Source organism: Sphingomonas benefaciens, from assembly GCF_052907485.1.
The window spans coordinates 207,952-231,708 of record NZ_JBREIC010000005.1 but is presented as its reverse complement, the minus strand read 5'-3'; the positions used below and the strand labels follow the sequence as shown (position 1 = coordinate 231,708).

Here is a 23,757-nt window from a genome sequence, read left to right as displayed (position 1 = left end):
CCGGGCCGTTCGGTCTGTCACCGGCCGCTCAGTCGGTCAGAATGGGCAGCATAGCTGACCGTAATCCGCTGGCCTGCGCCTCCAGCCGCAGCGCGCCGCCGCCGGGCCCGGCCTCGACCAGCGCCATCGCCAGGCCGTTGAAGGTCGACCGCTGCTCCGCCTCGTCGGCCTCCAGGCTGCGCGGGTCGCCGTTGCCGACCCCCAGGATCCGACCCGGCCCCGTAAGCGCGAACTTTATCAACTTTGCCGCGGTCGGCACCTCGCGCCCCTTGCCGTCGACGATCGCGGCACGGACCACCGCCACCTTGCCCGGCCGCAGCCGCCGGCGGTCGCTCGACAGCCGGATCGCGGCGGGGGCGCCGGTCGTCTCGCGCACCGCGACTAGCCGTTTGCCGTTGGCATGGCGGCTGCGCGCCTCGATCCGGCCGGGGGCATAGGGCACCGACCAGGCGAGGTGGCGGCCGCGCTCGACCGTCTTCGTGCCGAGGCTGCGGCCGTTGAGCAACAGCTCCACCGCCTCGCCGTTGCTGTGAACCCAGACGTCGACCGGCTGGCCCTCGCGCCCCGCCCAGTCCCAGTGCGGGAACAGGTGCAGCACCGGCTCCGCTCCCCACCAGGCCTTGTAATAATAGTAATTGTCCTTGGGGAAGCCGCAGCTGTCCATCTGGCCGAAGTTGGACGCGTTGCTCGGCCAGCTCTCATAGGGCGTCGGCTCGCCCTTATAGTCGAAGCCCGTCCAAACGAAGCCGCCCGACAGCCACGGCCGTGCGTCGTACAGCGTCCACCAGCGCTCAGCGGTGCTCGCCCAGCGCGGGAAGTCGGTGTCATAGGCGGGGACGAGCTGCGCCTTATCGTCGCGGGCGTAGACGCCGCGGGTCATCACCGTGCTCGCCGTCTCGGTGCCGATCGTCGGCACGTCGGGATGCGCGGCGTGGAACGGGTCGATGCCGTCGAGATAATAGTTGAAGCCCATCACGTCGAGCACGGGGCTCGCGCCCTCGCCGAAATGGCCGTTGAACGCCTCGGTGATCGGGCGGGTGCCGTCGAGTTCGTAGATGCGCCGCTTCATCGTCCGCGCGATCGCCGCGCCGGTCGCGGTGGCGCGGTGCACCTCCTCGTTGCCGATGCTCCACAGGAAGACGCAGGCGCGGTTGCGGTCGCGGCGGATCATCCGTTCGAGCTGCCCTATGGCTTCCGGATTGCTCGACATCTGCCGCGTCTCGTCGAGCACGAGGATGCCGAGTTCGTCGCAGGCGTCGAGCACCGCGGGCGGGGCCGGGTGGTGCGTCGAGCGATAGGCGTTGGAGCCCATCGCTTTCAGTTGCTCGATCCGCCAGCGGTGCAGGCTATCGGGCACGGCGAAACCGACGCCGGCATGGTCCTGATGGTTGCAGGTGCCCTTGATCTTGACCGGCTTGCCGTTGACGAAGAAGCCGGCCTTGGCGTCGAAGCGGAAGGTGCGGACGCCGAAGCGGGTGACGTCCGCGTCGACCGCCATGCCGTCGCGGATCACCGCGCTCTCGAGCCGGTGGATATGCGGCGTCTTCGGCGACCAGAGCTGCGGATCGGCGACGGTCGCGACCTGTTCGACGGTGCGTCCGCCCCAGGCGGGCAATGCCACCTGTTGCTCGACCACCTCGGCGAGCCGCCGTCCGTCGGGTCCGATCACCGCGGAGTGCAGCGTGACCGTGGTGGCGGGCCCGTCGTTGACCAGTTCCGTGGCGATGCGGATGGTCGCGCGGCCCGCGCCGACCTCCGGCCGCACCGCGACGCCCCATTGCCGGATGTGCGTCGGCGCGCTCGAAACCAGCCGAACGTGGCGGTACAGGCCGGCCCCTTCGTACGACCATGCCTCGCCCAAGCTGACGTCGCAGCGCACGACGAGGATATTGTCGCCGCCCGGCACGGCGAAGTCGGTGATGTCGACGCTGAACGGCGCATAGCCGCTTTCGCTGCGGCCGACGAAGAAGCCGTTGAGGATCACCATCACGTCGCGCGTCGCGCCGTCGAACTCGAGACGGAGGCGGCGGCCGGCCTCGGTCGCCGGAATGTCGAGCCGGCGGCGGTACCAGCCGACGCTGTTTGCCGGAAAGCGGCGGCCGACCGGCTTGAACCCCTGGTAGCTGCCGGTCTTGTCCGCCTCGCTGCCTGGCGGGCCGAAGCGTTCGTAGGGCAGGGCATTGGCCCAATCGTGCGGCAAGCGCACCGTCGCCCAGCCGCTGTCGTCGAACTTCGGCGTGGCGACGGGCGTGCCGGCGTCGCCTGACTTGGCATAAGTGTCGTGGCTCGCGCCGAAGCCGAAATCCTGGGCCGGGTCGGCGGCATGGCCGAGATGGAAGCGCCAGCCGTCGTCGATGGGCGTGATGCGGCGCGGCGACGGCATCGGCGGGACGGTGCCGGCGATGGCTCGAGCCAAGGGCAGCGCGGCGGCAGCGGCCCCGGCTCCGGCGAGCAACGTGCGGCGTTCTACGATGATCGTCATTCGGTCCTCCCGGCAGAACAACACCCTAACGCACCCGTCACCGCAGACAATATACGATTTGCCGTACGGAACGTCGTTCGGCGCGGCCGGTTATGGCGCGATGACCCAGCTCGACCCCCGCACCACCGCCCTGATCCTCATCGACCTGCAGCGCGGCATCGTGCCCGGCGACAAGGGGCCGCGCACCGGCGACGAGGTGGTCCAGACCGCCACGGACCTGGCCCAGCGCTTCCGCGCCGCCAGTGCGCCGGTCGTCGTCGTCCACGTCGGCTTCACGGCTGACGAGGCACCAAGCCTCAACGTCGACCAGCCGCGCCTGCCCAGGGAGGGGACGCCCGCCGGCTTCGCCGACCTGCTGCCGGGCATTCGCGAGCTGGGCGATGTCGTCGTGCTCAAGCATCATTGGGGCGCCTTCACCGGCACCGACCTCGACCTGCAGCTGCGGCGGCGCGGCGTCAAGACGGTGGTGATCGCCGGCATCGCGACCAATTTCGGCGTCGAATCGACCGCGCGGTCGGCATGGGAATTGTCCTACGACGTCGTCATCGCCGAGGACGCCTGCACCTCGCGATCGGCGGAATTGCACGACTTCGCCGTCCGCCACATCCTGCCGCAGATCGCGCGGGTGGTGCAGAGCGACGCGATCGCCCTCTAGCGGATCAGCGCGCCTCGGCGATCAGCTTGGCCGCGGCCGCGCTGCTCCAATCATTGCCACCGTTCCAGCGCCACACTTCCTTGCCCGCCGAATCGAACAGGATCGTCGTCGGCAGATTGGTGCCATAGGCCAGCGACAGCGCCATCTTCGCGTCGACATAGGGAGCGAGGGCCGCCGCACCGTGATCCTTCAGGAAGGCCGGGACCTTGTCGGTCGCCTGCATGTCCTGGCTGATCGCGACGACGCGCACCGTGCCGGCCTGCGCCAGCTTGCCGAGCGTCGGCAGTTCGGCGACGCATGGTCCGCACCAGGTCGCCCACAGATTGACCAGAACCGGCTTGCCGCGGAAGGCGGCGAGGCTGGTCGACTTGCCGTCGGGGCCGGCGAACGTCGCGGCGGGGGCCGGCGCGCCGGCATGACTGCGATCGACGCCGGTACGCGCGGCCGCCGTCGTCGCGGCGGGCGCCGCCTCGTCAGGCGACGGCGCGGCGGCATTGTCGGCAGTTGCGGCGTTCGCTTGTGCGTTTCCCGCGCTTTGCCTATCGCAGCCCGCAGCGGCGAGCGCGAGGAGGCCAGCCATCGCGACCCGTACAGACGAAGACGGTGACATGAGCACTTCCAATTCCCCTACGTCGAGCATGTGGGGCGGGCGGTTCGCCGAAGGCCCGGCCGCGGTGATGCGCGAGATTAACGCCTCGATTCCATTCGACAAGCGGATGTGGCGGCAGGACATCGCCGGGTCCAAGGCGCATATCGCGATGCTCGCGCAGCAGGGCATCGTCGCCGCCGACGATGCCGCGGCGATCGACGCCGGGCTTGACCGGGTCGCGGCGCGTTACGCCGAACAGGGCGTCGCCGAGGATCTCGCCCTTGAAGACATCCATATGCAGACCGAGGCGCGGCTGGCCGAGGCGATCGGCCCGGTCGCCGGCCGGCTGCACACCGCGCGCAGCCGCAATGACCAGGTCGCGACCGACTTCCGCTTGTGGGTGCGCGACGCGATCGACCAGACGCTGACCGCGCTTGCCGCCTTCCAGCGGGCGCTGCTGGCCCGCGCCGAACAGCATGCCGGCGACGTCATGCCCGGTTTCACCCACCTGCAATCGGCCCAGCCGGTGACGCTCGGCCACCATCTGATGGCCTATGTCGAGATGGCGACCCGCGACGTGTCGCGCTTCCGCGACGCGCGCGCGCGGATGAACCAATGCCCGCTGGGCAGCGCTGCGCTCGCCGGCACCGGCTTTCCCGTCGACCGGCACGCCACCGCCGCCGCGCTCGGCTTCGACGCGCCGACGCGCAACAGCCTGGACGCGGTCAGCGACCGCGACTTCGCGCTCGATTATCTGACCGCCGCCGTCCAATGCTCGCTACACTTGTCGCGCCTGGCCGAGGAATTCGTGCTGTGGGCGTCGCAGCCGTTCGGCTTCGTCGCGCTGTCCGACCAATGGTCGACCGGCAGCTCGATCATGCCGCAGAAGCGCAACCCCGACGCCGCCGAGCTGGTACGCGGCCATGCCGGGCGCATCATGGGCTGCATGACCGGCCTGATGGTGACGATGAAGGGCCTGCCGCTCGCCTATTCCAAGGATATGCAGGACGACAAGCCCCCGGTCTTCGAATGTCACGACCTGCTCGGCCTGTCGCTCGCCGCGATGACGGGGATGGTCGAGAGTGCGACCTTCCGCACCGATCGGATGCGCGCGCTGGCGGAGAGCGGCTTCGCCACCGCCACTGACTTTGCCGACTGGCTGGTGCGCGAGGCGGGCCTGCCGTTCCGCGAGGCGCACCACGTCACCGGCCGCGCCGTGAAGCGGGCCGAGGAACTGGGCGTGCGGCTCGACCAATTGCCGTTCGCCGAGTTCCAGGCGATCGATCCGCGCGTCAACGAGGGATTGTACGACGTGCTGTCGGTCGACGCCTCGGTCGCCAGCCGCACCAGCTTCGGCGGCACCGCCCCCGCCAATGTGCGCGCCGCGATCGCCGCCGCGCGGGAGACTCTGGCATGATCCGCCGCCTTCGCCTCGTCCTGGCCGCCTGTGTCGCGCTCGCCGGCTGCGGCACCGTCTCCGATCTCGAGCCGCCGAAGGGCCGGCCGCTGCCCGTCGCGCCGCGCGGGGCGGAAGCGACCCCCACGCCCAAACAATTGCTCACCCCGACGACGCAGCAGCGTCCGGAGCGCAGCGATGAATTGCTGCGCCAGTCGGACGAGCGCCGTTCCGACGAATTCGACCTGCCCCCCAACTGATCCAAGCGGCTGTTCCATGGACCATTTCGCCTATCGTGACGGCATTCTTCACTGCGAGGACGTGCCGCTGACCCGCATCGCCGACGAGGTGGGAACGCCCGTCTACGTCTATTCGACCGCGACCTTCCGCCGCCACGCGCAAGTGTTCCGCGACGGATTGAAGCACGTTGGCCCGATCCACCTCGCCTATGCGATCAAGGCCAATCCCAATGTTGCGGTGCTGCGCGTGCTCGCCGACGAGGGCTATGGCGCCGACGTCGTCTCGGGCGGCGAGATGGCGCGTGCCCTGGCGGCGGGCATCCCGGCCCGCGACATCGTCTTCTCCGGCGTCGGCAAGACGCGCGCCGAGCTGAGCAAGGGGTTGGACGAGGGCATCGGCCAGTTCAATCTGGAATTGGAGGAGGAAGGCGTCGTCCTCGCGCAGCTGGCGGCGGCGCGGGGGCTTCGGGCACCGGCGACGCTGCGCGTCAATCCGGACGTCGATGCCGGCACCCACGCCAAGATCTCGACCGGACGGCGCGAGAACAAGTTCGGTGTGCCGATCGACCAGGCGCCCGCGATGTTCGCGCGGCTGGCGGCGCTCGACGGCCTCGATCTGCGCGGCGTCGCCTGCCACATCGGCAGCCAGCTGTCCGACCTGTCGCGGCTGGAGGAAGCCTATGCGCGGATCGGCGCGCTGGTCGCCGAGTTGCGGGCGGCAGGCCATGTGATCAGCCGCGTCGATCTCGGCGGCGGCCTGGGCGTGCCCTACAAGGAAGGCGATATACTGCCGAGCCCGGCCGATTATGGCGCGATGGTCGCGCGCGCGACCGCGGACTGGAACGTCGAACTGATGTTCGAGCCGGGCCGTGTCATCGCCGGCAATGCCGGGGTGCTGCTGACCGAGGTGATCTGGGTCAAGCCGGGGGTGGAGAATCCCTATGTCATCGTCGATGCGGCGATGAACGATCTGGCGCGGCCGGCGCTCTACGACGCCTGGCACGATTTCGCCGCGGTGCAGCCGTCGGGCGAGCGGATGACCGCCAATATCGCTGGGCCGGTATGCGAAACGGGCGACACCTTCGCCCTCGCGCGTGACATCGACGCGGTGAAGAGCGGCGATCTCGCGGTGTTTCGCACCGCCGGCGCCTATGGCGCGACGATGGCGTCGACCTACAACAGCCGTGCCTTGGTGCCGGAGGTGCTGGTCGAGGGCGATCGCTATGCCGTCGTCGCGGACCGTATCGCGGCGGAGACGATCCTGGCGGCGGAGCGGGTGCCGGACTGGCTGCGCCCGCAGGCGGCGGGATGAGCCTGCACAGCCTGCCGCTGTTCGTCCGGCTGGCGGGCCGCCCGGTGATGCTGATCGGTTCGGGCGAGGCGGCGGACGCCAAGCGTCGTCTGCTCGAACGCGCGGGCGCGGTGATCGTCGGCGAGGATGCGTCCGCCGTGTTGGCGATCGTCGCGCTCGATGTCCCGGAAGAAACGGTGGCGCGGCTCAAGGCGAGGGGGCTGTTGGTCAATGCGGTCGACCGACCCGATCTGTGCGACTTCACGCTGCCGGCGATCGTCGACCGCGATCCGGTGATCGTCGCGGTCGGCACCGGCGGCGTGTCGGCAGGGCTTGCCGCGGCGCTGCGCCAGCGGTTGGAGGCGTTGCTCCCCGCCCGGCTCGGCCGGCTGGCGGAGGAGTTGTTCGCCTCGCGCGGCGATCTGCGCCAGCGCTGGCCGGACGGCGGGGAGCGCCGGCGGATGCTTGCCGCCGGTATGGTGGCCGGCGCACCGCTCGATCCGCTGGGCGAAGCGCGCGACGGCGCGGTCGGCCGTTACATCGCCGCTGCCGGTGGCCCCGCCGGATCACGCGTCGTAACGATCCGCCTGCGCTCCGACGATCCCGACGACCTGACTCTGCGCGAGGCGCGGGCGCTCGCCTCGGCGGACCGGGTGGCCCACGACGCGGACGTGCCGGCGGCGATCCTCGACCGGGCGCGTGCCGACGCGGAGCGGATCGCCGCGCCCGCCGTTGCAGGGGGGCAGGTCGCGTCACCTATCGATACAGGTGCGGGACTGACCGTGATCGTGGAGAGACAATGAGCGGCTTCGGCTATCGCATTATCGGCGGCACGGCGCAGGAAGTCCCGGTCAAGGAGGCGCTGGCGCCCGATGCCGACTTGGTCTGGGTGCATCTGTCGACCACCGCGGAACATGCGCAACTCTGGCTGCGCGAGCGGGCGGAACTGCCCGAATATGTCGTCGACGCCCTGACCGCGCAGGAGACGCGGCCGCGTTGCGAAGCGTTCGACCATGGCGCCTTCCTCAACCTGCGCGGCCGGTCAAGCGAAGAACTCGACACATCGGACCTGCTCGCCTCGGTGCGCATCTGGGCGGTCAAGGGCCGCGTCTTCTCGGTGACGCGCAAGCCGCTGGTCGCCGTCGCCGCGGTGCGCAAGGAGGTCGAGGCGGGGCGGATCGTCGATCCCGGCGATCTCATCGCCGCCTTCGCCACGGCGATCACCGCCGATCTCGATCCCGACGTCGCCGATCTCGGCGACCGGCTCGATTCCTGCGAGGCGGATCTCGACGCAGCCAGGATTTTCGAGTTGCGCCGGACCGTCACGCAGGTGCGCGTCGCCGCGATCGGCTACCGCCGCTTCCTGGCGCCGCAGCGGACCGCTTTGGAGACGCTGGCCAATCTGCCCGGCGAATGGCTGCACGAGGACGACCGGCGGCATTTGTCGTCCGCAGCCGATCGCGCCGCGCGCATGGCGGAAGAGCTGGAGGCAATCCGCGAACGGGCGGCGCTGACCCATGAGGCGCTGACCGACCTGCGCGCCGAACAGCTCGACCAGCGCTCGCTGATCATCTCGATCGTCGCGATGGTCTTTCTGCCGCTGACCTTCATCACCGGCCTGTACGGGATGAACGTCGACAATCTGCCCTATCAGCACGAACCCTGGGCGTTCGATGCAATCACGGGCGTCTGCGCGCTGATCGCGGCCGGCGTGACGATCTACTTCGTCCAGCGTCACTGGTTCCAGCGCTAGGGCCGCCGGGCGGCCACGGCAGGCGATCCGTCAGACGGCGCGCGCCTGACGCCAGGCATCGGCGATCTCGCCCAGGCTGGCGGCTGCGGCGCGAAACGGCGAAGGGTCGCTGCCGATCGACGCGTCGACTACGGTCTTGCGGATGCCGCCGTAGAAGCGCGACAGCGTCACCGACACATCGCCGCCTTTCTCGTAATCAAGGCCGGCTTCCAGCGCGAACAGGATCGCGGTGGCGCGCGTCACCCGCTCGCTCTTCACTGTCAGCCGGTTGTTCTCCAGCGCCCAGGCGGCAGCGCGCAGCGCGGCGATCAGTTCCTCGTACAGCAATTGCACGAGCCCCGGACCCTGCGCCTCCGCGGCGCGGCCGACGACGTCGATCTGGCGATAGGTCGCATAAGGATTGCCGGCGAGGGCGGTCGCGTAAGCCATTAGTTGTTGCTGCCGTTCCAGGCCTTGATTTGGTTCTCGAGAAAGGTCTGTGTCGACTTGTAGGCCGACACCTTGGCGTTCATGCTGGCGAATTGCTGCGTCATGCGGGTCGTCATCGCGTCGGACTGCTGCGACAGTTTGTCCTGCTGGGCGCTCAGGTCGCTTTGCGCCTTGGTATAGGCGGCGGATGACGCGCCGAGCCCGGTGGTGCTGCTCGCGGCCGCCAGGCTGATCGACGAGAAGGTGGATTGCAGGCCGATACCGTTGACCGTGGTCGGCGCGAACATCGCCTCCACCGCGTCCGGGTAATTGGCGAGCGCCCGGTTGAGTGTCGCGCTGTCGACGCTCAGCGTGCCGTCGCGATTGGTGCCGATACCGATTTGCGCCAGCGTCTTGGGCGCATTGGCGTCGGCGGTCGAGACCAGCGTCTTGGTGGTCAGCGACTGCAGCGACCGCAGCAACGACTTGGCGGCGGAGTCGGTCTTCAACGGCCCGTTGGCCGCATCGAGATCGTCCTTCAGCGTGCCATAGACCTGGTTGTAGGTATCGACGAAGTCCGACACCGCCTGGCTGATCGCGCTGGTCGGCCGCGTCGTGCTCATCGCGCTGGTGCCGGTGCCGGTCAGCTGCAGCTTCACGCCGGAGACGAGGTCGGTGACGGTATTGGTGGCGCGCTGCACGGTCACGCCGTCGATCGTCAGCGATGCATTGGCAGCGGTGCCGGTCAGCGCGGTCGGTGCGCCGATGCCGACGTTGAATTGGGCGAGCGGACTGCTGCTGCTGTCGGCGTTCAACGTGAATGCCTGGGCCGCACCGGTCGCCCCCTTCAGCGACAGATAGGCCTTGCCGTCGACATCGGTCACGACGCTGGCGGTGACGCCGGCATTCGCGCCATTGATCGCGCTGGCGATGCCGTCAAGGCTGCCGTTGGTGATCGTGATCTGCGTCGGAGTGGCAGTGCCGGCGGTAAAGCCGGTCATCGTCGTGCCGTCACTGCCATAGGTCGCCGTGCCCAGCGTCAAGGTCAGCGTACCCGACCCGATCGTTGCGCTCCGGTCGGCGATCGCGGTGGTGGTGCGGGCGCCCTGCGCCGACGCCAGTGCATTGACCGTGATGCTCGACGGCATCGTCCCGACCTGCTGCCCGGCGATGGCGGTGGCCGTCAGCGCATTGGCATTGCTGCTGAGCGGCTGGGTCTGCAGCGAGCCGCCGGTGGTCAGCGTGGACAAGGCCGTCGAGAAGTTGGTGATCGTGCTCTTCAGCGTCGACACCGCAGAGATCTGCGCGGTCAGCACGGCATTCTTGGCGGTCAGCGCGGCATTCTGCGCGGCGAACTGCGCCTGGACCAGGCTGGTGACGAGCGAGGAGGTATCGATCCCCGAGCCGGTGTTGAGCGAGGTCAGCAGCGACTGGGTCGCGCTGCCGATGATGCTCGCCGTGCTGGTCTTCGCGGCATTGGCGGAGGTGGTCGTCGAGGTCGTGGACGTGGAGCTCGTCGTGCTGGTCGTGGTGGTCATCGTCGAACTCCGCTTCGTCCTGCTAAACGACCGTCGGCGCCTGGAATTTAGGAGATTTTCACGCCGTTCTCGTCGAACCGCGCGCCTTCCGGCACATCGACCGGCGGCTGGATGGCGCCCGCCTGCGCATTGAGGTTGAAGACGAAGGCGAGCACGGTGGCGATCGCGACATACAGGTCGTCGCGCACCTCCTGTCCTTCCTTGCTGGTGTAATAGACGGCGCGGGCAAGCATCGGATATTCGAGCACCGGCACGCGCGCCTCGGCGGCGACCTCGCGGATCGCCAATGCGGTGATCCCGCGGCCCCGCGCGACGACGACCGGCACCTGATCCTGGCCGCGATCATAGCGCAGCGCGACCGAGAAATGCGTCGGATTGGTCAGCACGACATGCGCCTCGCTGACCGCCTGGCGGACATTGCGCGTTGCCATCTGACGCTGCATCGCGCGCATGTGCCCCTTGGCCTCCGGATTGCCCTCGCTCTCCTTATGCTCGTCCTTGATCTCCTGCTTCGTCATGCGCAGCTTGCCAAGCAGCTGCATGATCTGAACGGGGACGTCGAACAGGGCGATCGCGACCAGGCCCATCGCCATGGCGATCATGATCGCCTTGAACGTGCCACCCAGTTCGCCGAGTGCAACGCCGAGGTCGGACGAGGACAGGCCGAGCGTCGCGCGGCTCGATGTCCACAGCATGTAGCCGCCGATGCTGCCGAGCAGGATGACCTTGAGCAGCGACTTGCCGAGCTCGATCCAGCCCTGGCTACCGAACACGCGCTTCAGGCCCGAGGCGGGATTGACGCGGCTCGCCTTGGGCGCGAGCAATTTGCCGTTGAAGCGCAGCGAACCGAGACCGGCCGAACTGATCACCGTGGCGACGACACTGATCACGCCGAGCGCGCCGAGCGAGGGCAGCAGCTTCCACCCTGCCTCCGCCAGCGGCCGCCAGGGCGAGAAATCCTCGACATCGCCGCGATCGAACCGGAAGCTCGCCGCCATCACCGCTTTGCAGGCGGCGAGCAGCTGCGGGCCGAACAGGATAAGCCAGCCGACCCCGGCGAGTACGACCAGCGCGGTGGCGAAATCCTTGGAGCGCAGCAACTGGCCGTCGTCGGCCGCCTGTTGCTTGCGCTTCTGGGTTGGGGCCTCCGTCTTCTCGCCGAATTCCTCTGCCATCAGCCGGTCACCAAAGTCTGGGTGGCGGCAAGGCCTTCGCGGACGATGACCAGCATGTAATCACCCATCGCAGGGAAGGCGACGGCGAGCGCGATCACCCCGACCGCCAGGCTGGCGGGCAGGCCGACGGAGAACAGATTAAGCGAGGGCGCGGCGCGGCTGACCATGCCGACGACGAGATTGAGGCAGAGCAGCAGGAAACCGACCGGCAGCGCGAGCAGCAGCCCGGCGAGAAAGGCATAGCCGCCGAACAGGGCGATCTGCTTCAGCTGGTCGGGTGCCAGCCAGGTGCCGGGCGGCATCGTCTCATAGCTTTTGACGAGCAGCTCGACGAGCACGAGATGGCCGTTCACCGACAGGAACAGCAGCGTCAGCATCACCGAGAAGAACTGGCCGAGGGCGGGCGTGCTGTGGCCGTTCTGCGGGTCGATCGTGTTGGCGAAGCCCAGGCCCATCGACCCACCGATCAGCTCGGACGCGACCATCGGCGCCGAAAAGGCGATCTGCAGGATGAAGCCGATGGCGAGGCCGACCAGCGCCTCCGCCGCGACCGCCAGGAAGGTGGCGACCGCGAAGATCTGCGCCGGCGGGGTGACCGGATGGACGGCGAGCACGAAGATGCCGATCGCGCCGGACAGCGACACGCGCACCGGCAGCGGAATCGACACCGCCCCGAACACCGGCGCGACGACGAAGGCGGCGCCGATGCGGATCATCACGAACACCAGCGCCCATAGCTGGGGCTCGATGGCGAGGCCAAACCCTAGCATGGTGCAGCCTGCGAGAGCGCGCATGCTGCGCGCCACGCAGGCAAGCCCGCGTCGTCGATCCTCGGCCATGCCGAGGTCGGCCGCGTTTGCGCCCCGGCTGGCGCCGGCCGCGCGGGCGTGGCCGCGCTGGCGCTGCGCATCACTTCACCAGATCCGGGATGCGTTCGAACATCGCCACGGTGAAGTCGCTGAGCAGCCCTAGGATCAGGCTGCCGAAGATCACGATCGACAGGGCGACGACGAGCAGCTTGGGGACGAAGGTCAGCGTCTGTTCGTTGATCGACGTCGCCGCCTGGATCATGCCGAGGATCAGGCCGGCGAGCAGCGCCGGGATCAGGATCGGTGCGCTCGCCAGGGCGAGCACCCACATCGTCTGGTTGGCGAGCGTCAGGAAATAGTCCGCGTCCATGGCTCAGCTCGCGAAGGAATTGGCGAGGCTGCCCATCGTCAGCGCCCAGCCGTCGACCAGGACGAACAGCAGCAGCTTGAACGGCAGCGAGATGATCGTCGGCGACAGCATCGCCATGCCCAGCGCCATCAGCACGGTGGCGACGACCAGATCGATGACGATGAAGGGCAGGAAGACGAGGAAGCCGATCTGGAATGCGGTCTTCAGCTCGCTGGTGACGAAGGCCGGGAGCAGCACCGAGAAGGGGATGTCCTTGGGCGACGCATAAGGGCCGCTCTTCGCCATCTGGGCGAACAAGGTGACGTCCTTGATCCGCGTCTGCTTGGCCATGAAATCGTGCAACGGTGCGCCGGCGCGCTCGATCATCTGCGTGCCGGCGAGCTGGCCGGCAGCATAGGGCTGGATCGCCTGCGTGTTCATCTGGCTGATCGTCGGCGCCATCACGAACAGTGACAGGAAAAGGGCCAGGCCGATCAGCACCTGGTTGGGGGGCGTCTGCTGCAGGCCGAGCGCTTGGCGCAGCACCGCGAGCACGATGACGATCCGGGTGAAGCTGGTCATCATCAGCAGGATGCCCGGCAGGATCGTCAGCAGGCCCATGATGATCAGGACCTGGAGCGACAGCGACAGCGGCGCGGACTGGCTGCCACCGGCAGCGGCGCCGCCGCTTAGCTGGCCAAGCGCGCGGTCGACGGCGTCGCCCACGCCCGGTGCCGGGGCGGCGGGCGCGGCCTGCGCAAAGGCGGGGGCGGCGATCAGCAGCGCGACGATCAGTGCCAGCACGATCCACAGCCATTTGGCGCCGCCGGTGCGCGGCTTGCGCGCGGCGGCGGCGAATAGCGCGGGGCCGGTGCCGCGGCGGGTGACGGTGACGCTCACGCCAGCGGTCCTTCCGCCTTATCGACCAGGGTGACGCCGCCGCGACCGACCGAGACGAGCAGGCGCTTGCCCTCGAAATCGATCACCGCAAGGCGCAGGCCGGGCGAAATCATCATCGTCTCGCGCACCGCGATCGTCCGCGTCGCCGGCTTGCCCGGCATGCGCGATTCGAGCCGACGCCAGAGATACAGGCAGCCGACCATCAGGCCGCACACCAGGGGCAGCAGGATGACGAGCTTGAGGATGTAGGACCACAGCATCGGAAGACCGCCTCAGCCGCGCTTTTCGGGGGAGACGAGCTCGGTCATGCGCACGCCGAAGCGATCGCCGACCGTCACCACTTCGCCACGGCCGATCAACGTGCCGTTGACGAAGACGTCGAGCAGTTCGTTGGCCTGACGGTCGAGCTCGATGACGCTCGATTCGCCTAAAGCGAGCAGTTCGCGCAGGGTCAGCTGGGTGGAGCCGATCTCCACGGTCAGCTTGACATCGACGTCCTGCAGCAGCCGGAAATTGGCCGCCACCGCCGCGTCGACCGGGAAACCGCCGGTCATGTCGTTCATGGATTCTGTCCTTCGTCGAGGCCGACGCCCGCGGATGCGACGTCGAGATGCGCGATATGGGTGAGCCGGACGGCGGCATGGCCGTTGGCGGTGCCGACGGTGCCGCGGCCGAGCAGGTCGTTGCCGACCATGACCGGCACTTCCGGGCCGAAGCTGATCGGGATGATGTCGCCTTCCTTGAGGTTCATCAGCCGCGACAGCGACACGACGGGTTCGGCGAGGACCGAGCGGATCGGGAAGCGTACACCCATCGTCGCGCGGGTCAGCTGGGTCCGCCACGCCGGGTCGGCCTCCGCCTTGGCGAGCACCTTGCCGGTCAACGTCGCGCCGTGCGGCTTCAGCGTCGCCACCGGGTAGAGCAGATCGATGAAGACGGGCTTGTCGTCGCCCGCCGCCAGTCCGAAGCGGGTGACGATCATCGCGTCCTCGGTATCGACCGACAACATGGTCGGCGACACTTCGACCCGGCCGGGCGTGAAGTCGATCTTGGCGAGCGGCTCCCAGGCGGCGCGCAGCGGCACCGCAATCGAGGCGCCGAGCCGTGACACCATCGCCTCGCCGGCCGGCGAGAATTCGGTCGGGATGACCGGCGGCGCGACGCCGATGCCGCCGAAGAATAGGTCGAGCAATTCGAGCACGAAGACGCCGTCGAGCACGCACAGGGCATTGCCGCCCGGCGGGACCATCGCCATCGGTAGCCAAGCGGTCAGCGCCTCGGCGCGTTCCGCGCGATAGTCGCCGAACCGCTGCACGACGAGCGGTTCGGCCCAGGCGCGCACCTCGCGCCGCAGCATCGGCTCGAACAGGCCGCGGAAGCTGCGCGCGAGCCGGGCCGACAGATGCTGCAGGGTGTGCAGGTCGCCGAACGGATTGAGCTTGGCGGCGCCGAGCACCGACGCATGCGCGGCGGTCGCGCGGTCGCGCGTCCGTCGATCAGTCGTGGTTGTCTGGGCGTTAACCATGCCGTCACTGAACAACGAAACTGGTAAAGTAAACGTTACTGACCCCGCCGAATCCCTCCTTTTGCTCCAGGACCGCGTTGATCGCCTTGGCGAGGCGGACCTGCAGCTGCTGCTTGCCCTCGGAGGTGAAAATCTGCTCCTCCGGCGTGTCGCCCAGCGTCATCAGCACCGCCGAGCGGACGGCGATGTCGTTGGTCTTCAGGTTTTCGATGACGGTGTCGTCGTAGGGCGTGGAAATCGCCAGGCCGACCTGGGCGATATGCACCGAATCCTTCAGGTTCGAGGTGAAGGACGGGTCCATCGTGTAATAGTTGGACGCATAGCGGTCGCCGCCGCCGCCTGACGGAACGTGCTTGCCGCCGCTCGCGCTGCTCTCGCCGCCGCCATGGCCGCCCTCACCGCCCTCGCCGCCTGCTTTCGGGCGCTTCTGCTCGGCCTTCGGGACGAGCTTGGGGCCATTATCCTCTTCTTTAGCGGCACCGTGATGGCCAATCAGTCCGCTTGATCCGGCATAGACACCCGCGCCGACACCGCCGCCGAGCAGCACCAGCACGCCGAGGCCCATCACCAGTATCTTCTTCTTGCCCTTCTTCTTCTTCTGGGGCGTGTCGTCGTCGGGTTTGTCGCTCATGGTTCGTCCTTATCGGTGGGTCAGGCGAGGCGGCCGGTGTCGGCCGAGTCGCGCTCGTCGGTGGAAGGGTCGCGCGGCGCCGGCCGGGGCGGGGCGGGGCGCGTCGGTGTCTGGCGGGACTGCGGTTGCGGCTGCTGCGAACCCGCGCCGGTCTGGCCCGCGGGGGTGCCGCTGCCATTGCTATTGGTGCTGCCGCTTCCGGTGCCGGTGCCGCTGCCGTTGCCGGTCGAGCCGTTGCCGCCATGATCGACGCTGGTCTGGCCGAGCTTGACGCCACGCTCCTCCGCCGCCTGGGCGAGGCGGGGCTGGGCATCCTGCAGCAGGGTCCGCGTCGTCGCCTGTTCGGCGACGAAGTGGACGTGGACGGCGTCACCGTCGCGGCGCACCGCGACGTCGATCGCGCCGAGTGCGTCGGGCACGAGACGGATGCGCGTGTCACCGGCGTCGGCGGCATCGCGCAGCCGCTCGATATGGTCGATCATCGCATGCGGCCAACGCTCCTGGCGCAGGTCGAGCATCTGCCCGCCGGTGTCGGTGCTCGCCGCGATCGGGGCGGTGACGGCAGGCGCGGCGACGGCGATGCCGGGCGCGGCCGGCTCGGTCGACGCATCGTCGCGCGTCTGTGCAGCGTGGATCGCGGCGCCGAATACCTCTGCCGCCGAGGCGGTCACGCCCGCTGCGGGCAATGGGGCGGGCGCCAGCTGCGGCGCGAGCGCGACGGCCTGCGGCGGCGTGCCGGCGACTTCGCGGATAAAACTTGGGCGGCGTGGTTCGGCCGGTGCGGCGGTGTCGACAGGGCTGGCGTCGACACTGGGCAGGGCGGTTGCAGCCGGAAGCGACAGGGATGCCGTATCGCTCGGCGGGACCGGTGAGCCAGCCTTAGTGGCGGGCGGGGAAGATGCGGATGGCATAGGCGATCCGACCTGGGCCGGAGCCTCGGTGGCAAGACGCTCGGCACGGACCGGCGTGGTGGTGACGGGGTGCGGTGTCGTCGCGATCGCATCAGGCCGGGCCGTGACAGCCGGCGTTGATCGGGCGAGCGGCGCGCTGGTTGCGGCGGCCGTCGTCGTCGGAATGGCGGGCGCGGGCAGGGCGGCTGTCGATGTCACGGGCACTGCCGCACGTCGGCTGCGGGGATTCGTCGCGGACGCTGTCTGGGGCTGTGGCGTGGCGGCGGCGGCCGATACCTCCGGATCGCGCGTCGCTTGCGGCGCGACCGCCACGCGCACGGCCTTGGCAGCGGGTGGCTGGGTTGCCGGCTGCGACTCCGAAGGCGGGGCAGGGGGGGCGGACGCAGCCGCTGACGCGGCGGCCAGGGCCGCGGGGGTGATCGGCGTGGGAGGGGTGTGCGGCGACGCGGCGTTCGCGTCGATCGGAGCGCGATTGCCTATTGCCGGCGCCTCTGACGGAGCGGCGGTCGGAGCCTCGGCGATTGGGCGCGGCCCGACCGGGGCGGAGAGCGCGATAACGGGCCCCTCCTCGACGTGTGACGGCGCCGCCACGACGGCGGAGGTGTCCACAGATTGGACGGGATTCTGGATCGTCGCGGCGGGCGTCGATGCCACGCCATCGGGGTGGAAAGACGGCGCGTCCTTATCGCTTCCGTCGTCGGACGGCACGTCGGTGGACCCGCTGCCGTCGGTGTCGATCTTGACGGCCGCCTCCGCGACGATTGCCGGTCCATTCGGCGAAGGCGCGGAAGACACAGGCACATGGGTCCGTGCCTTCGGTTTCGCAGCGATCGGGGCGAAGTTCTCGACGCCGGTCTTGGCTTCGGTCGGCACGACGTTGACGGCGGGCGCAGCGGCGCTGGCGGTATCACCGGTGGGGGCGGCCACCCGCTCTGGAACCGAATCGGCAGCGGGTGCCATCGTCGCGACGGGCGGCAGCGTGGCGGTCAGCGCCGCTACCGACACCGTCGCACGGAAGGCGTCGAAGGGGGAACGGCGGTCGTTCGTTGACTGGCCCGTTACGACGCTGGACGTCACGGGGTGCGGCGTCACGGTGGCCGGCGTCACCGGGGCCGGCGTCACCGGGGCCGGCGTCACGGTGGCCGGCGCTAGGGGAGCCGGCGTTGCCGTCGATAACGGGGGCGCCACAGTATCGGGCGAGGTCGGCATGGCAGCGGCCGGATCAGGCTGATCCTGCAAAACCTGCGGCATGGCAGCGGGAGGAGTCGCAGGTCTTGGCGTTGGCGCTACCGCTACCGCTACCGATACCGCCACAGCGGTGACCGGCAGCATGGGTTTCGGCGGGGCCGACACCGGCAGAACCGGAACCGAGCTCGTCACTGTCGCAGCAATCCGGTCGTCCGCGTCTGCGGTCGCAGCGATATCGTCGCTCCGCATGCCAACAGGGTCCGCCACTACCGGTATTGATTTCGGCAGCGGTGTCGGCACCGGCAGATGTACCGCCGGCAACCAGGCGAGAGCAGGGTCAACCGTGTCGATCGCGGCATCGGCAGGCGGCGGTGTGGATGCGGCTGCATCCGCGATTGGCAGGACGGGCATCCCGCCGGTCACGGTCGCCGCCGTCTGCACAGCCGGAGCCGTCGGCACCGTCGGTACCGCCGCGGCCGGCAAGGTGATGCCGGGAACGGCAAGCGCTTGCCGGTCGGTATCCGGCGTCAGCGCCGCGTCGCCGCCAACCGCGAACAGCGACAGGGCGAAGGCCGCGCCGTCGCCCGCACTCGCCCCGGGCGCGGTGGCGCCGGTGGCGGTCGATCGAATGGCGGCGGCGGGGTTGATCATCGGGCTCTCTCGTCGCGGGTGGGCGCGGGCCGCCCACCATCGCTCAGAGCCTTAGCAAGGATCGTGCCGAATGCCCTGACGGCCGGTCGGCGGCGTCTCTTCGAGCGCCCTCACCTCACGGACCAAAGCCTCGCGGCGGGCACGTTCGAGCAGCTTTTCGACCGCGCTCTGGTCGCGCTTGGCGCTGCGCGTCGCCTCGGCGGCCTGGGCGGCGAACTGCTCCGCCATCGACACGCGCGCCTGCGCCGCCGCAGCGGATTGGTGCAGCCGCTCGCGGAAATGCGCCTGCGCCCCCAGCGAGGCGCCGCCGAACGTCGTGGCGGCGGCAGGCGCCACGGCATCGGCCAGCGCCTGGATACGACCGGCGAGCATCGTCTCGCTGGCGTGCTTTTCCTGCGCGCGCATCTCGTCGGCGCGGGTCAGATTGAGCTGGAGCGTGCGCACCCGATGGATGCGCGCGAGCTTCTTCGCGTCAGCCACCGAAGACGCCGGTCAGTTCGGCGATCGCATCGTCCAGCGACACGGTCTCGTCGGCGGCCTGCTTGATATATTCCATCACCACCGGGTGGCAGGCGATGGCGGCGTCGATCGCCGGGTCGGCGCCGTGGCGATAGGCGCCCATCAGCACCAGGTCACGGTTCTCCTCATAGGTCGCGAGATGCCGGCGCAGCACGCGCGCGGCGCGCAGATGATCGGCGCCGGCGATGTCGGTCATCACCCGGCTGACGGACGGGCCGATGTCGATCGCCGGATAGACGCCGCGTTCGGCGAGATGGCGGTTGAGCACGATATGGCCATCGAGGATCGAACGGGCCGAATCGACCACCGGGTCGTTCCCGTCGTCGCCATCGGCGAGCACGGTGTAGATCGCCGTGATCGAGCCGCCGCTGGCCACGTCGGTGCCGGCGCGTTCGATCAGATTGGGCAGCATCGCGATCGCCGAGGGGGGATAGCCACGGGCGCTGGCGGGCTCGCCCAAGGCGAGGCCGATCTCGCGTCCGGCGTGCGCGACGCGGGTGAGGCTGTCCATGATCAACAGCACCTTCTTGCCTTCGGCGCGGAACGCCTCGGCGATCGCCGTGGCGCGGAGCGCGCCGCGGATGCGCAGCACGGGCGAATGGTTGGCGGGCACCGCGACGACGACCGAACGGGCGCGGGCGGCACCGGCGACCTTGGTCTCCAGAAAGTCGGCGACCTCTCTGGAGCGCTCGCCGATCAGGCCGATGACGATCACGTCGGCCTTGGCCGCCTTGACCATCATGCCGAGCAACACCGACTTGCCGACGCCCGAGCCGGCCATGATGCCGACTCGCTGACCCTGTCCGATGGTCAACAGGCCGTTGATCGCGCGCACGCCGACGTCGAGCGGCTCGAGCACGCGGCCGCGATCGAGCGGCGACTGGATTTTGCCGGCGAGGGGCCAACTGCCGGCGCCGCGGATCGGCCCCAGCCCGTCGATCGGTCGGCCGGCACCGTCGACGACGCGGCCCAGCAGGGCCGCGCCGACCTCCGCTTCTCCGGGAGGGCCGATCGGGCGCACCGGCGCCTTGGGCAAGAGCGGCGCAGGACCGCCGAGATTCATGAGCAGGGTGCGACCGCCGCGGAAGCCGATCACCTCCGCCTCGACCTTGCTGTCGCCATGGCCGCCAATCTCGCACACCGTGCCGACCGGCAGCGACAGGCCGACCGCCTCCATCAGCAGGCCGTCATAGGAGGCGAGGCGGCCCGACACCTTGGGCTGGGCACGGAAGTCGGCGATCCCGAGCGTGTCGAGATAGTCGGCGGTGAAACGGTTGAGCATCACGCGGCGAGCGGCGGCACGGGGATGCGGTCGATCGCCTGGGCAAGCTGTTCGAGCCACAGATCGGGGCCGTCCTCGACGACCGTGGAGGCGCTTTCGAGCACGAAGCCGCCGCGCGGCACCGCGGCATCGCTTGCGGCGAAGATCGACTTGGGCAGCGAGCCTTCGACCAGCGCAACGTCGGCCGGGTTGAGTCGCAACAGCGCCGCCTCGGTCGCATCGGCGAGCAGTTCGGCCGCCGCGGCGATCCGCGCGTTGAGGATGTCCGGCGCGACGCCGGTTTCACCGACCAGGCGCGATACCAGCAGCAGCACGGTCTGACGCAGCTGGCGGGCGATCCGCTCGCGGTCGAGCTGGTGGCCGTTGGCGAGCGCCGCGGTCAGTTCGGTGAGCAGCGCACGATCGCGGTCGCCGCTTTCGCGCGCCGCCGCTGCCGCAGCGGCCAAGCCTTCGGCATAACCGGCGGCATGGGCGGTTTCGACCGGGTCGATGAAGCCGCTCGGTTCCGCTCCGCAATCGAGCGGATCCCAGCCTTCGGTCGGCTTGCTCGCCTGGCCGTCGGCGGGACTGAAATGCTTGGGCGCGACCGGCCCGTCGCTCGCCATCTCACGGGCGATCCGGTCCCACATGTCGCGCGGGGTGAAGCCGGTGCGGGGCGCGAGCGCCGCCGCCAGCATGTGCGCAGGCGTGTCGTGGCGGACCGCGAAACCGGCGACGAAGTCGGCCGATACCGCACCGCCGTTGGATGCAAAGGCATCAGACATAATCGTCGTCGCCCCCGCCCATCACGATCGTGCCGTCCTTGGCGAGATTGCGCGCGATGGTGATCATTGCCTTTTGCGCGTCGAGCACCTCGGCGAGCTTCATCGGCCCGCGCGCCTCCATCTCGTCGCGGATGCCATCGGCGGCGCGCGCCGACATGCAGCCGAGGAAACGGTTGCGGCCGTTCTCGTCGACCCCCTTCAGCGCCCGCGACAGGATGTCGCCGTCGACGTTGCGGATCAGCGTGCCCAGGCTCTTGTCGTCCATCTCCAGCAGATTGTCGAAGACGAACATCGCCTCTTCGATCGCACGGGCAACCTCCTTGTCGATCTTGAACAGCTTGGGCATGACACGCTGCTCGGTCGCCTTGCGCGCGCCCTGCAGGATCTTCGCCGCCTCGCGCGTGCCGCCCAGCACCACGCCCGCGGCGGAGGCGCCGCTGCGGCGGTTGGCGATCAGCGTTTTCAGCGTCTCGATCGCATCGGGATTGATCGGGCCGAGCTTGGCGATCCGGTGCAGGATGTCGGGCTGCACGCCCTCTGGCAGCAGCTCCAGCACCTTGCCGCCGACCGCGGGATCGAGGTTGGCGATCAGCACGGCGGCGATCTGCGGATGTTCCTTCTCGATCATCGCCGCGATCTCCGGCGCGTCGAGCCAGCCGAGCATGTCGAGTTCGACGGCGGCGTCGCCGGGATGGATGCGGGCGAGGATGCTTTCGGCCTTCTCGCTGCCGAGCGCCCGGGTCATCATCGCCTCGACCTTGCCACGGGGATCGAAGGTGATGCCGGTCCGCTCGCGCGCCTTGCCTGTGAAGTCGTCCAACACCGCCGCCATCTCGTCCTCGGAGACGTCGGCGACCGTGAACATCGCGGCGCCCAATTCGCGCACCTCGTCGGGATCGAGCTTCTGCAGCATCGCGGCGGCTTCTTCCTCGCCGACCAGCATCATCAGCACCGCGGCGCGCTCGACGCCGGTGAAGGTGCGGGGGGCGGCGACCTCGCTCACTTTTCGTCCGCCTTCATCATGTCACGCAGCGCCAGCGCGGCGCGTGCCGGATTGTCGCGGGTGAAGCCGCGCACCGCGTCGATGCGATTGTCGATGCCGCCCTGCTGTTCCAGCCGCTCCAGGCTGACCGGCTCATGGACGGTGATGCCGGTATTGCCGCCCAGCGCACCATCGGCCGCGCCGATCGGGAGCGCACCGGCGGTCGTCGCCTCCTCGCGCTTCTTCATCAGGCCCTTGGCGAGCGGACGAACGCCGAGCAGCAGCACCAGCAGCGCGATGACGATGGCGGTCGCGTTGCGGGCGAGCACCGGCAGCCAGGCATTGTCGTACCATTTCGGGCCGGCAGCAGCGTCGGTCGCATCGGCGAACTTGCGGCTGATCACCGTCACCTGATCGGTGCGCGCCTGGTCGTAGCCGACCGCGCTCTTCACCAGATCGGTCACCTGCTGGATCTCCGCCGCAGTCCGCTTGCCCGTCGCCGGGTCGCGCAGCAGCACGGCGACCGACAGGCGCTTGATCGAGCCGGGCGCGTTGCGCGTCACCGAGACTTCCTTGCCCAGGTCATAGGCGCGCTGGAAGCTGTCGGTCTGCTTGTTGGGATTGGGCGCCGGGCCGCCGGCGACCGGGGTCGGATCGGCGCTCGCCGGCTGGCCGCTGGCCCCGTTGGCGGGCTGCGGCGTCGACAACTGGCTGGCGGGCGGCGGCGTGTTGCTGAGCGCCCCCGGGATGCCGCCCGGCGTGGTCGGCGTGGTCGCCTGATTGCCGGTCCAATTGCCCGTCTCGGCGCGCAGCGCGCCCTGTTTGTCGAAGCTCTCGCGCGTCGCCTGCGTCTCGTCGAGGTTGATGTCGGCCTGCACCTCGGCGGTGAAATTACCGGCGCCGACCAGCGGGGTGAGCAGCTGGGTCAGCTGCTGGCGGACCTTGTCCTCGGTCTGGCGTTGCACCTGCAGCCGTTTGTCGCTGTCGCTACCCGCGCCGCCGCCGGCGCCGGGCTTGGAAAGCAGCGCGCCCATCTGGTCGACGATGGTGACGCTCTCGGGCTTCATCCCTGGCACCGACGAGGCGACGAGATTGACGATCGACTGGACCTGCGCGTCGCTGAGCGCGCGACCGCCCTGTAGCTTGATGACCACGGAGGCGGACGGGCTGGCATTGTCGCGGACGAACACCGATGCTTCCGGCATCGCAAGATGAACGCGCGCCTCGGCGACCGCGTCGATCTCCTCGATCGAGCGGGCGAGTTCGGTCTCGCGCGCCTGGCGCAAGCGTTCGCCCTCGACGGCACGGCTGACGCCCATCGGCAGCTGGTCGAGGATCGCATAGCCGCCCGGCGCCTGCTTGGGCAGGCCCTGGCCGGCGAGCAGCATCCGCGCCTTGCTGTATTTATCCTCGTCGACGGTCAGCGCACCCGTGCCGTCGTCGATATGGCTGGCGATCCCCGCCTGCGTCAGCGCGGAGGACACCGCCTGCTTGTCGGCGTCGGTCAGGCCGGTGAACAGCGTCTTCTGCGTCGGCGTGGAAAAGGTCATCCACGCCAGCGCCGCGGCGCCGATCAGCGACACGAGCAGCGCCATCGGCAGGCTGCGGCGGACCGCCGGCTGCGCGAGCACGCCCTTGATCTGGAGGAAGGGGTTGGCGAACTTCTCGGGAAGGGCCGCCGGGGTCGAATTGGTGGTGGCGAGGGCTGTGCTCATGGCGC

The 23,757-nt window shown here is 69.4% G+C and carries 26 protein-coding genes; 8 read left to right on the top strand and 18 right to left on the bottom strand.

Features of this window, described 5'->3' with window-relative positions:
• Window positions 1-28: 28 nt before the first annotated feature.
• Window positions 29-2,482: a beta-galactosidase GalA gene (gene galA / locus ACU5AX_RS16300; protein ID WP_446691815.1), complete on the bottom strand. Its 2,454-nt coding sequence runs from the start codon at window positions 2,480-2,482 to the stop codon at window positions 29-31.
• 100 nt (window positions 2,483-2,582) lie between these two features.
• On the opposite strand from galA, the gene ACU5AX_RS16295 reads away from it, so the two are divergent.
• Window positions 2,583-3,137 (top strand): hydrolase, encoded by a 555-nt coding sequence (locus ACU5AX_RS16295; protein ID WP_446691814.1) that lies wholly within the window; start codon window positions 2,583-2,585, stop codon window positions 3,135-3,137.
• Window positions 3,138-3,141: 4 nt separating this feature from the next.
• Here the strand turns inward: ACU5AX_RS16295 and ACU5AX_RS16290 are convergent, their stop codons facing one another.
• Entirely contained in the window at window positions 3,142-3,717 is a 576-nt protein-coding gene (locus ACU5AX_RS16290) for a TlpA family protein disulfide reductase (protein ID WP_446691813.1), read from the bottom strand.
• A gap of 58 nt (window positions 3,718-3,775) precedes the next feature.
• Between ACU5AX_RS16290 and argH the strand changes: the two genes are divergently transcribed.
• Genes argH through ACU5AX_RS16265 form a run of 5 tightly spaced genes read left to right on the top strand, consistent with a single transcriptional unit; the run spans window position 3,776 to window position 8,405 of the window.
• Entirely contained in the window at window positions 3,776-5,143 is a 1,368-nt protein-coding gene (argH, locus tag ACU5AX_RS16285; protein ID WP_446691923.1) for an argininosuccinate lyase, read from the top strand.
• Window positions 5,140-5,382 carry a hypothetical protein gene (locus ACU5AX_RS16280; protein ID WP_198354117.1) on the top strand — a complete coding sequence of 81 codons (243 nt, stop codon included), beginning with the start codon at window positions 5,140-5,142 and terminating at the stop codon, window positions 5,380-5,382. Before argH ends, ACU5AX_RS16280 begins: the two co-directional genes overlap by 4 nt.
• Before the next feature lie 16 nt (window positions 5,383-5,398).
• Window positions 5,399-6,673, top strand: a complete 1,275-nt coding sequence (gene lysA, locus ACU5AX_RS16275) for a diaminopimelate decarboxylase (protein WP_446691812.1) — start codon at window positions 5,399-5,401, stop codon at window positions 6,671-6,673.
• On the top strand, window positions 6,670-7,455 hold the full coding sequence (locus tag ACU5AX_RS16270; protein WP_446691811.1) for a precorrin-2 dehydrogenase/sirohydrochlorin ferrochelatase family protein: 786 nt from the start codon (window positions 6,670-6,672) through the stop codon (window positions 7,453-7,455). The genes lysA and ACU5AX_RS16270 overlap by 4 nt, the downstream gene beginning before the upstream one ends.
• Complete coding sequence (locus tag ACU5AX_RS16265; protein WP_446691810.1) at window positions 7,452-8,405, top strand: zinc transporter ZntB; 954 nt, start codon at window positions 7,452-7,454, stop codon at window positions 8,403-8,405. Before ACU5AX_RS16270 ends, ACU5AX_RS16265 begins: the two co-directional genes overlap by 4 nt.
• 30 nt (window positions 8,406-8,435) lie before the next feature.
• Here the strand turns inward: ACU5AX_RS16265 and fliS are convergent, their stop codons facing one another.
• The 11 genes from fliS to ACU5AX_RS16210 all read right to left on the bottom strand — a co-directional run bounded on the left by fliS (window position 8,436) and on the right by ACU5AX_RS16210 (window position 16,849).
• The gene (fliS, locus tag ACU5AX_RS16260; RefSeq protein WP_198354121.1) at window positions 8,436-8,834 is read right to left on the bottom strand and encodes a flagellar export chaperone FliS; all 399 of its coding nucleotides are present in this window, start codon (window positions 8,832-8,834) and stop codon (window positions 8,436-8,438) included.
• Window positions 8,834-10,351: a flagellar filament capping protein FliD gene (fliD, locus tag ACU5AX_RS16255; RefSeq protein ID WP_446691809.1), complete on the bottom strand. Its 1,518-nt coding sequence runs from the start codon at window positions 10,349-10,351 to the stop codon at window positions 8,834-8,836. The genes fliS and fliD overlap by 1 nt, the downstream gene beginning before the upstream one ends.
• Before the next feature lie 47 nt (window positions 10,352-10,398).
• Window positions 10,399-11,526, bottom strand: a complete 1,128-nt coding sequence (gene flhB, locus ACU5AX_RS16250) for a flagellar type III secretion system protein FlhB (protein WP_446691808.1) — start codon at window positions 11,524-11,526, stop codon at window positions 10,399-10,401.
• Window positions 11,526-12,296, bottom strand: a complete 771-nt coding sequence (gene fliR, locus ACU5AX_RS16245) for a flagellar biosynthetic protein FliR (RefSeq protein WP_198354474.1) — start codon at window positions 12,294-12,296, stop codon at window positions 11,526-11,528. Before fliR ends, flhB begins: the two co-directional genes overlap by 1 nt.
• Before the next feature lie 139 nt (window positions 12,297-12,435).
• On the bottom strand, window positions 12,436-12,705 hold the full coding sequence (gene fliQ, locus ACU5AX_RS16240) for a flagellar biosynthesis protein FliQ (RefSeq protein WP_198354124.1): 270 nt from the start codon (window positions 12,703-12,705) through the stop codon (window positions 12,436-12,438).
• Window positions 12,706-12,708: 3 nt separating this feature from the next.
• Window positions 12,709-13,584: a flagellar type III secretion system pore protein FliP gene (gene fliP / locus ACU5AX_RS16235; RefSeq protein WP_446691807.1), complete on the bottom strand. Its 876-nt coding sequence runs from the start codon at window positions 13,582-13,584 to the stop codon at window positions 12,709-12,711.
• Complete coding sequence (locus ACU5AX_RS16230) at window positions 13,581-13,844, bottom strand: flagellar biosynthetic protein FliO (protein WP_198354126.1); 264 nt, start codon at window positions 13,842-13,844, stop codon at window positions 13,581-13,583. The genes fliP and ACU5AX_RS16230 overlap by 4 nt, the downstream gene beginning before the upstream one ends.
• A gap of 12 nt (window positions 13,845-13,856) precedes the next feature.
• Window positions 13,857-14,147 carry a flagellar motor switch protein FliN gene (fliN, locus tag ACU5AX_RS16225; protein ID WP_198354127.1) on the bottom strand — a complete coding sequence of 97 codons (291 nt, stop codon included), beginning with the start codon at window positions 14,145-14,147 and terminating at the stop codon, window positions 13,857-13,859.
• On the bottom strand, window positions 14,144-15,109 hold the full coding sequence (locus ACU5AX_RS16220; RefSeq protein ID WP_198354128.1) for a flagellar motor switch protein FliM: 966 nt from the start codon (window positions 15,107-15,109) through the stop codon (window positions 14,144-14,146). Before ACU5AX_RS16220 ends, fliN begins: the two co-directional genes overlap by 4 nt.
• 4 nt (window positions 15,110-15,113) lie before the next feature.
• A complete protein-coding gene (locus tag ACU5AX_RS16215; RefSeq protein WP_446691806.1) occupies window positions 15,114-15,740 on the bottom strand; it encodes a flagellar basal body-associated FliL family protein in 627 nt (208 codons plus the stop codon).
• Between the two features lie 20 nt (window positions 15,741-15,760).
• Entirely contained in the window at window positions 15,761-16,849 is a 1,089-nt protein-coding gene (locus ACU5AX_RS16210) for a flagellar hook-length control protein FliK (RefSeq protein ID WP_446691805.1), read from the bottom strand.
• 403 nt (window positions 16,850-17,252) lie between these two features.
• On the opposite strand from ACU5AX_RS16210, the gene ACU5AX_RS16205 reads away from it, so the two are divergent.
• Both ACU5AX_RS16205 and ACU5AX_RS16200 read left to right on the top strand, forming a co-directional pair.
• The gene (locus tag ACU5AX_RS16205) at window positions 17,253-17,882 is read left to right on the top strand and encodes a hypothetical protein (protein ID WP_446691804.1); all 630 of its coding nucleotides are present in this window, start codon (window positions 17,253-17,255) and stop codon (window positions 17,880-17,882) included.
• 87 nt (window positions 17,883-17,969) lie between these two features.
• Window positions 17,970-18,545 (top strand): hypothetical protein, encoded by a 576-nt coding sequence (locus tag ACU5AX_RS16200; RefSeq protein WP_446691803.1) that lies wholly within the window; start codon window positions 17,970-17,972, stop codon window positions 18,543-18,545.
• Here ACU5AX_RS16200 and ACU5AX_RS16195 read toward each other — a convergent pair.
• Genes ACU5AX_RS16195 through fliF form a run of 5 tightly spaced genes read right to left on the bottom strand, consistent with a single transcriptional unit; the run spans window position 18,542 to window position 23,752 of the window.
• Complete coding sequence (locus tag ACU5AX_RS16195; protein WP_446691802.1) at window positions 18,542-18,970, bottom strand: hypothetical protein; 429 nt, start codon at window positions 18,968-18,970, stop codon at window positions 18,542-18,544. The genes ACU5AX_RS16200 and ACU5AX_RS16195 overlap by 4 nt on opposite strands.
• Window positions 18,963-20,291, bottom strand: a complete 1,329-nt coding sequence (locus tag ACU5AX_RS16190; protein ID WP_446691922.1) for a FliI/YscN family ATPase — start codon at window positions 20,289-20,291, stop codon at window positions 18,963-18,965. Before ACU5AX_RS16190 ends, ACU5AX_RS16195 begins: the two co-directional genes overlap by 8 nt.
• A complete protein-coding gene (locus ACU5AX_RS16185) occupies window positions 20,291-21,055 on the bottom strand; it encodes a FliH/SctL family protein (protein WP_446691801.1) in 765 nt (254 codons plus the stop codon). Before ACU5AX_RS16185 ends, ACU5AX_RS16190 begins: the two co-directional genes overlap by 1 nt.
• Window positions 21,048-22,058, bottom strand: a complete 1,011-nt coding sequence (fliG, locus tag ACU5AX_RS16180) for a flagellar motor switch protein FliG (protein WP_446691800.1) — start codon at window positions 22,056-22,058, stop codon at window positions 21,048-21,050. Before fliG ends, ACU5AX_RS16185 begins: the two co-directional genes overlap by 8 nt.
• Window positions 22,055-23,752: a flagellar basal-body MS-ring/collar protein FliF gene (gene fliF, locus ACU5AX_RS16175; protein WP_446691799.1), complete on the bottom strand. Its 1,698-nt coding sequence runs from the start codon at window positions 23,750-23,752 to the stop codon at window positions 22,055-22,057. The genes fliG and fliF overlap by 4 nt, the downstream gene beginning before the upstream one ends.
• Between the last annotated feature and the right edge of the window lie 5 nt (window positions 23,753-23,757).